This is a genomic window from Microlunatus phosphovorus NM-1, from assembly GCF_000270245.1.
Taxonomy (GTDB): domain Bacteria; phylum Actinomycetota; class Actinomycetes; order Propionibacteriales; family Propionibacteriaceae; genus Microlunatus; species Microlunatus phosphovorus.
Map to the genome: position 1 here is coordinate 121,491 of NC_015635.1, position 13,516 is coordinate 135,006.

Annotated in this window: 12 protein-coding genes; 5 read left to right on the plus strand and 7 right to left on the minus strand. The window is 68.0% G+C overall.

What is annotated here, in order from left to right:
* Positions 1-58: 58 nt before the first annotated feature.
* Together MLP_RS00525 and MLP_RS00530 are read left to right on the plus strand one after the other, a co-directional pair.
* Positions 59-1,144, plus strand: a complete 1,086-nt coding sequence (locus MLP_RS00525; RefSeq protein ID WP_049804689.1) for a hypothetical protein — start codon at positions 59-61, stop codon at positions 1,142-1,144.
* 67 nt (positions 1,145-1,211) lie between these two features.
* A complete protein-coding gene (locus MLP_RS00530) occupies positions 1,212-2,039 on the plus strand; it encodes a tyrosine-protein phosphatase (protein WP_013861016.1) in 828 nt (275 codons plus the stop codon).
* Positions 2,040-2,140: 101 nt separating this feature from the next.
* Here MLP_RS00530 and MLP_RS00535 read toward each other — a convergent pair whose 3' ends face one another.
* The 3 genes from MLP_RS00535 to MLP_RS00545 form a co-directional block, all read right to left on the minus strand.
* Positions 2,141-3,331, minus strand: a complete 1,191-nt coding sequence (locus MLP_RS00535; protein WP_013861017.1) for an alanine racemase — start codon at positions 3,329-3,331, stop codon at positions 2,141-2,143.
* Positions 3,328-4,440, minus strand: coding sequence for a lipid II:glycine glycyltransferase FemX (locus tag MLP_RS00540; protein WP_013861018.1), 1,113 nt, complete (start codon positions 4,438-4,440; stop codon positions 3,328-3,330). The genes MLP_RS00535 and MLP_RS00540 overlap by 4 nt, the downstream gene beginning before the upstream one ends.
* Positions 4,441-4,746: 306 nt before the next feature.
* Complete coding sequence (locus MLP_RS00545) at positions 4,747-5,751, minus strand: EamA family transporter (RefSeq protein WP_013861019.1); 1,005 nt, start codon at positions 5,749-5,751, stop codon at positions 4,747-4,749.
* A gap of 131 nt (positions 5,752-5,882) precedes the next feature.
* On the opposite strand from MLP_RS00545, the gene MLP_RS00550 reads away from it, so the two are divergent.
* A complete protein-coding gene (locus MLP_RS00550; protein WP_041790752.1) occupies positions 5,883-6,704 on the plus strand; it encodes an exodeoxyribonuclease III in 822 nt (273 codons plus the stop codon).
* A 302-nt stretch (positions 6,705-7,006) separates the two neighbouring features.
* Here the strand turns inward: MLP_RS00550 and MLP_RS00555 are convergent, their stop codons facing one another.
* The 4 genes from MLP_RS00555 to MLP_RS00570 all read right to left on the minus strand — a co-directional run bounded on the left by MLP_RS00555 (position 7,007) and on the right by MLP_RS00570 (position 11,035).
* Positions 7,007-8,692 carry an FAD-binding oxidoreductase gene (locus MLP_RS00555; RefSeq protein ID WP_013861021.1) on the minus strand — a complete coding sequence of 562 codons (1,686 nt, stop codon included), beginning with the start codon at positions 8,690-8,692 and terminating at the stop codon, positions 7,007-7,009.
* Positions 8,689-9,423 (minus strand): lysophospholipid acyltransferase family protein, encoded by a 735-nt coding sequence (locus tag MLP_RS00560; RefSeq protein ID WP_013861022.1) that lies wholly within the window; start codon positions 9,421-9,423, stop codon positions 8,689-8,691. The genes MLP_RS00555 and MLP_RS00560 overlap by 4 nt, the downstream gene beginning before the upstream one ends.
* Before the next feature lie 106 nt (positions 9,424-9,529).
* The gene (locus MLP_RS00565; RefSeq protein WP_013861023.1) at positions 9,530-10,297 is read right to left on the minus strand and encodes an SDR family NAD(P)-dependent oxidoreductase; all 768 of its coding nucleotides are present in this window, start codon (positions 10,295-10,297) and stop codon (positions 9,530-9,532) included.
* A 93-nt stretch (positions 10,298-10,390) separates the two neighbouring features.
* Complete coding sequence (locus tag MLP_RS00570; protein ID WP_013861024.1) at positions 10,391-11,035, minus strand: TenA family protein; 645 nt, start codon at positions 11,033-11,035, stop codon at positions 10,391-10,393.
* 186 nt (positions 11,036-11,221) lie between these two features.
* Between MLP_RS00570 and lhgO the strand changes: the two genes are divergently transcribed.
* Together lhgO and MLP_RS00580 are read left to right on the plus strand one after the other, a co-directional pair.
* Positions 11,222-12,403, plus strand: coding sequence for an L-2-hydroxyglutarate oxidase (gene lhgO, locus MLP_RS00575; RefSeq protein ID WP_041789563.1), 1,182 nt, complete (start codon positions 11,222-11,224; stop codon positions 12,401-12,403).
* Between the two features lie 108 nt (positions 12,404-12,511).
* The gene (locus MLP_RS00580; protein WP_041789564.1) at positions 12,512-13,516 is read left to right on the plus strand and encodes a zinc-dependent alcohol dehydrogenase; all 1,005 of its coding nucleotides are present in this window, start codon (positions 12,512-12,514) and stop codon (positions 13,514-13,516) included.

Genomic DNA, 13,516 nt, shown 5'->3' on the forward strand with positions numbered 1-13,516 from the left:
GGCAGCTGCCGACCAGGCCTCCGGGTCGGCGGAACGCGCCACCCAGAGCAGCGGCCGGATGGTGTTGCAGGCGTGGTTGGCGAGTCGTGGTCTGATCGCCCTCGTCGCCCTCCTGCTGGCGGTCTATCAGGGTCGGAGTCTGGCCGACATGATCGACCAGTGGGATGTCGAGCACTTCACCAACCTGGCGCTGCATGGCTATCTCGGACGTGCCGACGGCACGTTGATGGCGTTCTTTCCGGGACTGCCGGCACTGTTCCGGCTCGGTCTCGAACTCGGCATCCCGATCTACGTCAGTGGGGTCGTGATCTCGGCGATCTGCTCCTACCTGGCGGCGGTCGCGCTGGCTCGGCTCGGTGGGCCGTTGGCCGCGGTCGCCTGGCTGTTCGCGCCCACGGCGGTGTTCACCATCGTCCCGTACACCGAGGCGCTGTTCTGCGCTGCCGCCTTCTGGGCCTGGGAACGAGCCCGCCGGGACCGCTGGGCCACCGCCGCCCTGCTTGCCGGCGTGGCCTGCACCGTACGGGTGTCTGGGCTGTTCCTGGTGGGCGCGCTTGCCGTGATGGCCCTGACCAGCGCGGGACCGCCTGATGCCGTCCAGCGGTGGCGGGAGCGGGGCCGACGGTTGCTGTGGCTGCTGCTCCCGACGGCCGTGCTGGCGGCGTTCGTCGGCTACCTCTATTCGCTGACCGGCAGCTGGACCGCCTGGTACACCGCACAGGCGACCGGCTGGGCGCGGAGCATGACGCTGCCCTGGGAGTCGTTCTGGAACACCGTGGCGGCTACGCATCCCAACCCCGACCATCCGCTATGGCCACCGGTCTTCGTCGCCGAGATCGTCTCGATGGCGCTGGGCGTCCTCGCCATCGGCTGGTGTCTCGGCCGTCGGCTCTGGGCAGAGGCTTCGTGGGTGGCCGTCCAGGTGCTCGCCTTTTCGCTGTCGTACTGGTTCATGTCGGTGAACCGCGCCATCCTGCTCTGGTTCCCACTGTGGATGATGATCGGGCACCTAGCCGGCTGGCGCCCTGGGCATCCTGGGGCGCGCGTGATCCACCGAGTCGTGGTGGGGCTGGCCTTCGCCGGCTCCATCGTGGTCATGCTGGTCTGGAGTTGGCTCTACTTCACCGGCAACTGGGCCAGCTGAACCCGTTGTCCCATGTGCACAAAGGGGAAACGAGACACGCTTGCGTACACTCACCGACGTGAGACGGATGTGGATCGACATGGAGGGCCTGGTCAACCTGCGCGACGTCGGTGGGATGCCGACCCGCGATGGCGGCGAGATCTCCGCAGGGCGGCTGCTGCGCTCGGACAATCTCCAGGGGCTGACGCAGAGCGACATCGACCGGCTGCTGGGCATCGGGCTGACCGATGTCGTGGACCTCCGCAGTGAGTACGAGGTCGATTCCGAAGGACCGGGGCCGCTGGTCGCCTACCCCAGCGTCCGCATCCATCAGCATTCACTCTTCCGTGAATGGCGGGAGGGGACCGGCTCGGCGCAGCCGCCGGAGCTGGTCGAGCAGCGTCCGGAGGAACTACCCAAGGAGCTGGCCGACGAGTTGGCCGAGGAAGCGTTGCCTTGGGTGGATCTGGCGCCGAGCGTGCAATCCGACCATCCGGTCGCCTCCTTCTATCTCTCCTACCTGGTCGACCGGCCCGACTCGATCCTCGCGTCGCTGCGCCATATCGGCGAGGCGCAGGGCGCCACACTCGTGCATTGCGCCGCCGGCAAGGACCGGACCGGCACCATCGTCGCGCTGGCACTGTCTCTCGCGGGTGCCGAGCCGGCAGCGATCGTCGAGGACTATGCGGCCAGCAGCGAGCGGATGGAGGCGATCATCCGGCGGCTGGCCGGCTCGCAGACGTACGCCGAGAACCTCCGTGGTCGGCCGATGTCGTCGCACCTGTCCTATCCGGAGACGATGGAGGCATTCTTGGCCTACGTCGACTCCGAGTACGGCGGCGTCCCGCGGCTGTTGGCCCAGCTCGGCTGGACCGACGACGACAGCGGCCGGCTGCGTCACAAGCTGCTGCGTTAGTCGTCACTCGCTGTTCGCTGCGCTCCACAGACTCCGTCTTCGCTCGCAAACGAAAGACGTGTTTGCTCCCTCGTCGGTCCAGACAGAGCCCTCGCTCCGCCTCACGGCCGCTCGCGACGGGGAACAATCCGGTCGACGAGGGCGGTGGTCAGGCGGAGTTCGACGGGAACCTCGTCGCCGATGGCGGGGGGTTGCTCGGTGAGGGGCAGCAGCACCAGGCTCGCCTGCATGTGCGGGGGTTCGAGGAACCAGCGCTTCTTGCCGGCGACCGTGTACGGGCTGAGTGCGCGTCCAGCCGCTTCCAGGCCGCCTTGGGCGAGCGCGATCAGTCGCTGACGTCCGGAGGCGGCCGAGGTGGGAGCCTCCATCCCGATGCCATGCGCGGTGCCGCCGGCGATCACCAGCAGCCAGCCGTCCTTGGTGATCCTTCGCTGCCGATAGCCGGCCCGGTCACCCTTGCGTACGCGGTGCACGTCCAACACCGTCGCGACCGGAGAGTAGGCACCCGGATCGCCCAGCCACAGCCAAGTGCCCACTCGGAGCCGCATCGGCACAGGCTGGCTGAGCGCAGGGTCGGAGGGGGTGGAGTCGGCGCGTGGATGGGCCTGGCGAGAGCCCGAGCTTGCGAGGGCGGGTGGTTGCGCCGGCTCCACCCCCGGAGACCCTGCGACCATCCTGCCGAGGTCGATGGCCAGGCTGGCTGCCTCGGCGGCAGGCAAGTGCGACACCCACAACGTCCCGGGAGCTACCGCGAGCGCCGCTCGTGCCAGGGTCTCCGCTTCCTCGACGCGCCCGTCGTGCAGCAACGGAAGGTGGATCATCCAGCCCTCGAAGGCGACCTGGTCCAACGCATCGGCGACCGCGGGCAGTTGCTCCGGTCGAAGACCGTGGCGCTTCATCGAGGTCAGGATCTCGATGATCACCCGGGGCCGATGCTCTTCCCCGGACTCGCTGGAGAGGGCGATGATCGCCTCGAGATCCTCGAGCCGCGACACGGTGGTGACCACCCGCGGATCGTTCAGCAGGTCGGGCGCCAGCTCGTCCCCAGGGCGCCACGGGGTCATCACCACGATGTCGCCGGCAAACTCCGCCCGCACCGCGGCCACCTCCGAGGCCAATCCGACCGCGATCGTGTCGACACCCAGCCGAGACGACTCGGCGGCCAACCGGCCGAGGCCGAAGCCGTACCCGTTTCCCTTCGCCACCGGAACGATCCCGGGCGTGGCCTCGACCACGGTCGTCAGATGCCGCCGCCAGCGGTCGACATCCAGCTGGAGCGAGACGCCGCTCACCCGCGGTGCCTCATGTACATGTCGAACGCGGCATAGATCAGCGGGTTCAGCGGCAGGTCCCATTCGCCGACGTACTCGACTGCCTCGCCCCCGGTGCCGACTTTGAACTGGATCAGCCCCAGGTGCGGGTCGTCGGATTCCAGACCCTCGGTGATGCCGCGCAGGTCATAGACGGTCGCCTTCGCTGCCAGCGCATCGGTGATCATCCGCCATTGGGTGGCGTTCGAGCCGCGTACCTCTCGCTTGGCTGTCGTGCTGGCACCGTAGGTGTACCAGGCGTGCCCCCCGACCCGGACCCAGGTCGTGGCCGCGACCAGATCGCCCTCGTGATGGGCCAGATAGAGCCGGATCCGGTCAGGGTCCTCGGCATTCAGCACCGAGAACATGTGCTCGAAGTACTCCAACGGACGCGGGCTGAACCCGTCCCGCTCGGCGGTCTCGAGATAGATCCGATGGAACGCCGGCAGATCCTCGGCGCTGCCCTGGGTCACCTCGACCCCGAGCTTGGCGGCCTTCTTGATGTTGCGCCGCCACAGCTGGTTCATGCCGGCCAGCAATTCGCTCTCGGTCTTGCCCGCCAGCGGCAGTTGGAAGACGAACCGCGGCTGACCGGCGGCGAAGCCCTCGTCGTCACCTGGCGGTCGCCAGCCCAGCTCACGGAGCCGGTTGCGGAGCCGGGTGGCGTCGTGGTTGGACTGATCCGGCAGTGCCTGGCTGAGCCGGCCGATCCGCTCGTCGGCGATGGATTCCTTGATCGTCGGCGCATACCAGCGGCGGGCGACCACCGGGCAGCCGATCCGGATGCCGAAGGCCCCTGATGACTTCAGATGTTCGGCCATCGGGGCCAGCCACTCGCCGATGTCTTCTGCGGCCCAGTCGATCAGCGGGCCCTCGGGCAGATAGGCCAGATAGCGTCGCACCTTGGGCAGTTGCCGATAGAGCACCAGCCCGGCACCGACCAGTCTGTCGTCGGCATCGAACCAGCCCAGTGACTCGTTCCGCCACTCCGTCTTCACGAGTCCCCAGGCGGGAGTCTGCAAGAAGCTCGCGGAGGGGAGCGTCCGGATGAAGCTGAGGTGCTGCTCGGTGGAGATCGTCTGTACGCTCAATCGAGGCGTCCCAGTCGGAGCCTCCCCAGACGGAGACGTTGCTGCGGTCTCTTCGATGGTCTGCTTGCGTCCCGGAATCCCCACCACACCACGACCCTAGCTACCCGACGGCGGATTGGCTGACTCGGTGGACTTTTTGGCGGTGGGCCTGTCGCCCAGGACTCAGCCAGGTTGGCCCCGGCGACAGTGGGTCCGCGGACCCGGGATAGGTTTTCCGCACAGGGGATGACCACCCACGCGGGGAACGCGAGCGGTTGTGAGATGCGTACGACCTACCCCGGGCGTCGAAGTGCCCCCCGGCTGGGTTTACGGTACCTGAGAGCCGGTTCCTTTGTGTGCATTAGGTGAATTCCTCAGGTCATCCTGGCCAGGATCTTCGACTGGTGGAGTCGTGGCCGACTCAGAGCTGGTCGCTTCGGGTCCGCCGAGGGAGCCAGTTCGCCGCAGGCGCATGGGCAGAGATCCGACCAGCACACCGGCGAGGACGGCGGCGCCGGCCACTGCCTCGATGGCGTCGATCCGTTCACCGAACATTGCCCACGAGCTGAGTACGCCGACGATGGGCACCAGCATCGAGAACGGGGCCACCGAGCTCGAGGGGTAGCGCGCCAGCAAGCCGTTCCAGATGCCATAGCCCAGCACGGTCGCGATGACGATGATGTAGAGCAGACCCGATACTGCCGGCAGCGCCTGCCAGGTGAACATGGTGGTCAACGCCGTGGCGATGCGCTGGGGCCCTTCGACGAGCAGCGAGATCGCGAGCATCGGGACCGGCGGGATGACCGACATCCACAAGGTGAGGTGGAAGGGGTTGGGGGCTGCAGCCTGGCGGCTGCAGAGGTTGCCGGTGGCCCAGCCGAGGGCCCCGGCCAGGGTGAGCACCACCGGCAGCAATGCGGCGGTCTCGCCGCGGTGTACGGCGATGGCGCCGAGTCCGGCCACGGCGAGCACGACGCCGATCACCTGCCGACGGGTGATCCGCTCCGCCAGGAAGATGCCGGCCAGCACGACGGTGAAGGGGGCGGATGCCTGCAGCACCAACGAGGCGAGACCGGCCGGCATCCCGGCGGCCATGCCGAGATAGAGGAAGCTGAACTGCAACACGCCGATGCCGAGTCCGGTGCCGACCAGCCAACGCAGCTTGACCCGAGGCCGAGGGATGAGGATCAGGGTCGGGATCGCGAGGATCCCGAAGCGCAGCGCGACCATCAGCAACGGCGGGAAGTGCTGCAGCGCCAGCGCGGTGGCGGGGAAGTTGAGGCCCCAGCACACCGCGACGAGAAGCGCGAGGAGTCGATCGCGGGGTTGCACGCCCTCGATCCTGCCGCATGTTCGCGCTTTTGTTCCGCCGTCCCCGTCTACGGGGGACCATGGAACAAGACCGTGCGTCGACTGCGGGGCCGAGCCCGCGGTTGGCTAGCCTGACCGGAGTGAGTTCGACCCTGCGGATCGCCAGCGCCAACGTCAACGGAATCCGGGCCTGTACGCGACGCGGCTTCGACAGGTGGCTGGCGCGGCGCGAGCCGGACATCGTGGCGGTGCAGGAGGTGCGCTGCCCGCACGACGAGCTGCCGACCGGCGCCTGGCCGGAGCATCGGCTGATCTACCACCCCGGTCTGCTGGCCGGTCGCAACGGTGTCGGTGTGCTGTCGCGCTGGGCCCCGTCAGCGGTCCGGATGGGGTTCGGCAGTCGCATCTACGATCACGAGGGTCGCTACCTCGAGGTCGACCTGGAGCCGCCGTCCGGCCCGCCGCTGACTGTCGGCTCGCTCTACGTGCCGAAGGGCGCGTCCTGGGCGGGGCAGGACGCAGATCCGGAGAAGCACCAGCGCAAGATGCGGTTCCTGGCATCCCTGGGCAACTACCTGACCCGCGCGCGCAGACAGGCCGTACGGCAGGGTCGTGAGTTCCTGGTGATGGGCGACTTCAACATCGCCCACACCCGGCTCGATCTGACCAACTGGCGAGCCAACCAGCGCAATCCCGGCTTCCTGCCCGACGAGCGGGCCTGGTTCGACCGCATACTGACACCCCGGACGCTGGTCGACGTGGTCCGGCGACTGCATCCCGACCAGCAGGGGCCGAACTCGTGGTGGACGTGGCGCGGGCAGGCCTTCGTCAAGGACACCGGTTGGCGCATCGACTACCACCTGGCGACGCCCGGGCTGGCGGCGGCCGCAATCTCGGGTGGCACCGACCGTGAGCCGTCCTACGAGCAGCGGATGAGTGATCATTCGCCGGTCGTGGTCGACTACCGGACCTAGTGGCTTGTCGCCCCTATCTCACGGGTCTCGCGACGCCCAGGCACGCACCTCGCTGCGTTCTCCTCGGTCGTGATACGACTCGGTATCCCTTCCTCGTCGGCCTTGCGATGCACGCACCTGGACGCCCGCGATTCCCCGAGGAATAGGAGCGACAAGCCCCTAGTCTGCGGTGGTGGTTTGCGGTGTTGGCTGGTTCGAAAGGTGCGTGGATGTAGCTTCAGCGCCGGGAAACTACATCCAGGCACCTTTCAACCTGGTGAAGGGACGCGGGCAGTCGTGCCCGGCGACGGCATCCGACCGGGTCAGTGACCGGTGATCTTCTCCGGGTTGAAATTGCGCCCCGGGTCGATGGTGCCCAACACGCCGTTGATCATGGCCACCCCGGGTGCGGAGATGTCCTGCTCCAGCCACCGTGAGTGCTCGGTGCCGACCGCATGATGGTGCGACAACGTGCCGCCGTGGTCGACGAAGCTCTGCTGGATCGCTGACTTCACCACGTCGTACTCACCCAGCGGATCCTCCTCGCCGTGCACAAAGGCGAAGGTGAAATAGAGGCAGGCACCCGAGTGATAGCTGTGCGAGAGGTGGCACATGATCCAGCCTGGGTGGCCGATCTCCTCGTACGCCCGCTGCGCTGCGGCGACGGTGTTGTCGTACACCTCCATCAGCCGCGACCAGGGTGCCGCGGTCTCCGACACGTCGCCGGCCGCACCGCGATCCAGCAGGAAGTCCCGCAGGTAGGGGGTGTCGAACTTCTTCTGGTCGTACAGCCGGCCCGGGCCGGTGCCGACCACGATGCCGCCATGCCGGCCGACGATCGCCTTGACCAGCTTCTTCTCGTACGCGACGTGGCTCTTGGCGCCCTCGTAGCCGATGAACGACAGGCAGACCTTCGACATGTCCCAGCCGCGCTTCTCCAGCACGGTGAACAGGCCCTTCTGGATCTTCCCCGACAGGTTCAGACCTGGCTTCGCCTTACTGGTGGAGAAGGAGAACTTCGTCTCGTTGGCGTCGGAGACCCGGGTCACGATCGGTGCCGCATCGGAGGCGGCGATCTCCTGCATGGCGGCCAGCCCCGCCTCCCAGGAGGGGAAGAGGTAGCCGATGATGACACGCTGCTCCGGCAGCCGATGCACCTGGACCGTCACCTCGGTGATGATGCCCAGCCGGCCCTCGCTGCCCAGCACCATCTCTCGCACGCTCGGCCCGGTCGCCGTGCTCGGCAGCGGTCGCAGGACGCAGACATCACCTGGCACGACCAGCCGCAGTCCACGGGTGATGTCGGCGATGTCGCCGTACTTGTCCGACTGCATGCCCGAGGACCGGGTGGCGACCCAGCCGCCGACGGTGGAATGGGTGAAGGAGTCCGGGAAGTGGCCCATGGTCCAGCCGCGGGCCCCCAGCTGCTCCTCCAGGTCCGGACCGAGCGTGCCCGCCTGGATCCGAGCCAGCCCGGACTCGGCGTCGATGTCGAGCACCTTGTTCATCCGGCCCAGATCGACCGACAGCACCGGTCGCGTCTCATCTGCCGGCGGCTCCAGGCTGCCGGAGATGTTGGTGCCGCCGCCGAACGGGATGATCACGGCGTCTTCGGCGACCGCCAGGTCGACGATGGCCCGGACCTGCTCCTCATCGGCGGGATAGAGCACCACATCCGGGATCCGTGGGATGACTGCCCGCCGCAGCCGGACCAGGTCCCGCAGGCTCTTCCCGTACGTATGCACGATCCGGTCCAGCGTGTCCGTGTGCACATGGTCGGCGCCGACCACTTCGACCAACTGCGCGGCGAAGGCATCGGTGAGCTTGGGCACCGGCACCGGCAGCGACTCCAGCTCGGGCGGCACCACCGCCTGGGCCGTCGACAGATCGAGATGCACGGCCTCCTTCACGAACGGAGCGAAGGCGGGCTTGTCGTGGTGATGGAACGCGACGCCGTCGACGCCCCAGCCCCACCACTTCATGTGCTTGATGTCGCGGTCACCCGTCATGCGATGCCACTTCCCGCATCCGGAGGCAGCATCGGCCGCGGTCGTCCGCCGGCCTGCACCTGCTCTCGGTAGTCCATCCCGTAGTCGACGAGACTGCGGACCTCCTTGGCGATCCGGTCGGAGAAGTCCGCCGCCTTCTCCCCGTCCTCGGGACGCATCGGCTGGCCGAACACGACATAGACCGGAGGCCGGCCCTTGTGCGGCCAGCTGGCTCCGCGCGGCATCGCGTCGGAGGCGCCGACGATGCCGACCGGCAGGCACGGCACGTCGCGGCTGATGCACAGCGCGGCCGCACCCGGCTTGAAGTTGCCCATCTCGCCGGTACGCGAGCGCGTCCCCTCGGGGAAGAGCAGCAGCGGTACGCCGTCGTCCAGCAGGCTGGTGGCCATGCCGCGCTTGCCGCGCAGACCTGTTCGGTCCACCGGGAACGCATTGAAGAACAGCGCGGTCAGACCCTTGCGCCACCAGACGTCGAAGAAGTAGTCGGCGGCGGCGCCGGCAGCGACGTAGCGGGACAACTTGGGTGGCAGGGAGCCCATCAACAGCGGCGCATCAAGATGCGAGCTGTGGTTGGACACCATGACGAAGGGTCCGGTCAGCCCTGCGAGATTCTCCCGGCCGAGCACGGTGACGGTCGCGAGCCGCCAGACGAGCGGCTTGAGCAATCCGCGCTGGGCGACGAACCGGGCACCCGCATGGATCGGCGAGGTGTAACGACGGCGGCTCGACACGCCCCCACCGTATCGCGTTGCGCGCGATGGTCCAGTATTCGTACGCCTGGTTCGAACTGTGGCGAGTCTGAGTGTGCGTTCTGTGGGGCGGATGTGACCGATGGGCTCAGTGGCGACTTGAGCTCAGCCGACGCGAGATCCAGCGTACGCCGGAGCGCGGGACGTGCCGCGCGAAGAACATCAGCACCTTGTAGCGGAGCGAGGGAATCGAGATCACCCGGGAACGCTCGACATCGGCGAGGCAGTCGGCCACCAGCTGATCGGCGTCGAGCCACAGCAGGGCCGGGATCCTGCTCGCGTTGATATCGGCACGTTCGTGGAACTCGGTGTGCACCCAGCCCGGACACAGCACCGTCACCTTGACACCGGTGCCGAGCAGCTCACTCGCCAGACCCTCGGTGTACACGGTGACCCATGCCTTGGTGGCCGAGTAGCTCCCCATCGTGACATAGCCGGCGGTGCTGGAGACGTTGATGATGGTGCCGCTGCCGCGGGCCTTCATGGTGCGACCGGCTGCGGCGCCGAGGATGAGCACGGCGCGGACCATCAGGTCGAAGGAGTGCTCGTGCGGTGTGGTGTCGGCGTCGAGCAGCTTGGCCCGGACACCGATACCGGCGTTGTTGACCAGGACCTCGATGGGCTGATCGAGGGACTCGAGGCGGTCGGCGACTCGCCTGACGTCGTCTCGATCCGCGAGGTCGGCGACCATGGTCTCGACCGTCACACCGTGGGTCTCGTGGAGCGCAGTGGCGGTCTCGGCCAGTCGATCAGGGTTACGTGCCACCAGGACGAGATCGTGACCCCGTGCGGCCAGCGTCCGCGCGAACGCTGCCCCGATTCCTGACGTCCCCCCGGTTATCAACGCAGTCGTCATAGCCGACAACTGTAAGGTGGCGCGCGGGGCAGGGCCGACGTAACGCGTCGCTGGACGCGATATTCGGGCTGGTCGGGCCCCGATTAGAGGCGATTAGGGGCGCTGGTAGCAGGCGTCGAAGAACGCCAACTCCAACTCGACGGCGCGGGCGAAGGTGTTGGCGACCTCGCTGCGGGTGGGCTCGTCGCCCGGCTCGTGCTGATCGAGCTGGTCGACCAGCCAGTCCACCCAGGCGTTGAAGTCAGGATTGTTGTGCACCTCGATCCAGCCCCGGTGCTTCGGCTGGCTGGGCCAGGTCGGGATCTGGGTCGCCCAGTCGCGGTAGAGCAGCTCGGCGACGACCAGCACGGCCAGCGCCTGCGGATAGGAGCCGCCTTGCGTGGCCCGCTGCATGACGGCGATGAAGTCAGCGGTCACTGGCTTGAGCTGCGGGCGCGTACGGTCGGTCTCGGGTACGCCGAGGTCGTCGAAGGTCTCGGTGAAGTAGTCGTTCTCATCACCGGCGAACGTGCCGAGCTGGCGGGCCAATGGCAAACGCGCGGTGAGGTCGGGAGCGGTCGCAGTCGCCGCGCCGAGCAAGGCGACAAAGGCATCGCAGAACTGGTAGTCCTGCACCAGATAGTCGGCCAAGACGGCGTCGTCGAGGGTGCCGGCGAACAGTTCCTGCACGAAACGGTGTCCGACCGCGGCGCGCCAAGCAGTGGCATTGTCATGGACAAGGCGTTCGACGAATCTCATCGGATGGGGTTCTCTTCGGGTCTCGGCTGGTTGTCGAGACCAGTGTCGGGTAGTTCAGGAACCTGGGCTACCCGGCACTCGTGCCGGGCGGCAATTTCGCGGGTCGACCGGTGGCAACGACGTTGATCCCCTACGGTGCTACCGAGGTGCTTGTGGGTGGCGAGCAGGTGGCGCAGGGAGTGGATCGTGGTTGAGGTTGTCGTCGCAGGAGCGGGCATCGTGGGTCTGGCGACCGCGTACGAGCTCACTCGGCGTGGGCATGGCGTGACCGTGCTGGAGAAGGAATCGGAGATCGCGCAGCACCAGACGGGGCGCAACTCGGGGGTGATCCACTCCGGGCTCTACTACGCGCCTGGCAGTCTCAAGGCCCGGCTCGGTACGGCTGGTGCCGCCTCGATGCGCGACTTCGCGGTCGAGCACGGCGTCCCGGTCGAGATCTGCGGCAAGCTCGTGGTGGCCACCAAGCCCGAGCAGCTCCCCGCACTGGAGAAGCTCCAGGAGCGCGGCCAGGCCAATGGTGTACCGCTGCGCCGGATCACGCCCAGCGAGGCGAAGGAGTTCGAGCCGAACGTGTCCTGCGTGGCGGCTCTTCGGGTGGAGACGACCGGCATCGTGGACTACGTCGGGGTCTGCCGAACGCTGGCGTCCTTGATCATCGAAGGTGGTGGCCGGCTGGTCACCGGGACCGAGATCGTCGGCATCGACGCGCGACCGGGCGGCGTCACTGTGGTCGCAGCCGACGGTGAGCACCGGGCCGACCGGTTCGTGAACTGTGCCGGGCTCCAGTCCGATCGGCTGGCGCGGCTGGCCGGACTGGATCCCGACGTACGGATCGTGCCCTTCCGCGGGGAGTACTTCGAGCTGAAGCCCGCGTACGAGAACCTGGTGCAGGGCCTGATCTATCCGGTGCCCGATCCGACTCTGCCGTTCCTGGGTGTGCATCTGACGAAGATGATCAACGGTGGGGTGCACGCCGGGCCGAATGCGGTGCTGGCCTTGGCGCGGGAAGGGTATTCCTGGCGGACGGTGAAGCCCAAGGACGTGGCCGACTATCTGCGCTGGCCGGGGCTGTGGCGACTGGGCCGACGGTACTGGCGGACGGGTATCGGTGAGGTCGCCCGATCCCTGTCCCACAAGAGATTCCTGGCCAGTCTGCGTGAGCTGGTGCCGGAGCTGCCGGACGACAGTCTGGAGCCGGCGCCGGCCGGCGTACGGGCGCAGGCGCTCCGTCGGGACGGGTCGATGCTGGACGACTTCGCCTACCTGCGAGCGCCCGGTCAGATCCATGTGCTGAACGCTCCGTCTCCGGCTGCCACCGCATCGTTGGAGATCGGCCGGACCATCGCCGACGAGGTCGACCGGCTCTGATCGGCCGGGAGTCGCCCGCCAGGATCGGCTGGGTAGGCTGGCCGAACTCTTACGGCTGACCAGGTGCGGATCGGTCACGAGCTCGGGCCGACGGCGAGGAGGTCCCCGGTGACGCGTGATGCGGACGCATTCTGGGTGCTGTCGCCGGGCGTCGGCGCTATCCGTCCCGCCACGATCCCTGAACCCGGCCCCGATGAGGTCGTGGTCCGAACGCTGCACTCCGCCATCAGCCGCGGCACCGAGTCGCTGGTCTTTCGCGGTGGTGTCCCCGAGTCGGAGCGGGTCCGGATGCGGGCGCCGTTCCAGGACGGCGATTTTCCTGGCCCGGTGAAGTACGGCTATCTCAACGTCGGCTTGGTCGAGGAGGGGCCGCGGCGGCTGCGCGGCCGAACCGTGTTCTGCCTGTTTCCGCATCAGACCAGGTACGTCGTGCCGGCCGCCGCTGTGACTCTGGTGCCCGACGACGTGCCGGCGGCCCGGGCGGTGCTGGCCGGCACCCTCGAAACGGCGATCAACCTGGCCTGGGATGCCCAGCCGTGGATCGGCCAACGGATCGCCGTGGTGGGCGCCGGCATGGTCGGAGCCTGTGTTGCCCGACTGCTCGCGGGCATCCCGGGCACCGAGGTGACCCTGGTCGACGTCGACCCGGAGCGTTCCGGGGTCGCTGAGGGCCTCGGTGTCGGGTTCGCGCTGCCGGGCGCGGCGCCGACCGGTTGCGATCTGGTCGTGCATGCCAGCGCAACCAGCGCCGGGTTGCAGCTCGGCCTCGATCTGCTGGCCCCCGAGGGCACCGTCTGGGACCTCAGCTGGTACGGCGAGCGTCCGGTGTCGCTGACCCTCGGCGGATCCTTCCACTCCGGGCGGCTGGCGATCCGAGCGAGCCAGGTCGGCACGATCCCGAGCACGCAGCGATCCGGGCGCACCTTCGCCGATCGGCTGGCACTCGCTCTGAGGCTGCTCCGTGACCCCGCCTATGACGTGATCCTCACCGACAGGTCCCCCTTCACGGAACTGCCGGCGGTGCTGTCCGACATCGCGGCCGGGCGTCGGCCCGGGCTCTGCCACGTGATCGACTATGGGTCCGAGTCCGTCAGCCGCGACCGATCGAGGTGA

Coding starts and splice junctions, on each gene's coding strand:
- MLP_RS00525 (WP_049804689.1), top strand. CDS start 59: ATGGTGTTGCAGGCGTGGTTGGCGAGTCGTGGTCTGATCGCCCTCGTC.
- MLP_RS00530 (WP_013861016.1), top strand. CDS start 1,212: ATGTGGATCGACATGGAGGGCCTGGTCAACCTGCGCGACGTCGGTGGG.
- MLP_RS00555 (WP_013861021.1), bottom strand. CDS start 8,692: ATGACGGGTGACCGCGACATCAAGCACATGAAGTGGTGGGGCTGGGGC.
- MLP_RS00565 (WP_013861023.1), bottom strand. CDS start 10,297: ATGACGACTGCGTTGATAACCGGGGGGACGTCAGGAATCGGGGCAGCG.
- MLP_RS00570 (WP_013861024.1), bottom strand. CDS start 11,035: ATGAGATTCGTCGAACGCCTTGTCCATGACAATGCCACTGCTTGGCGC.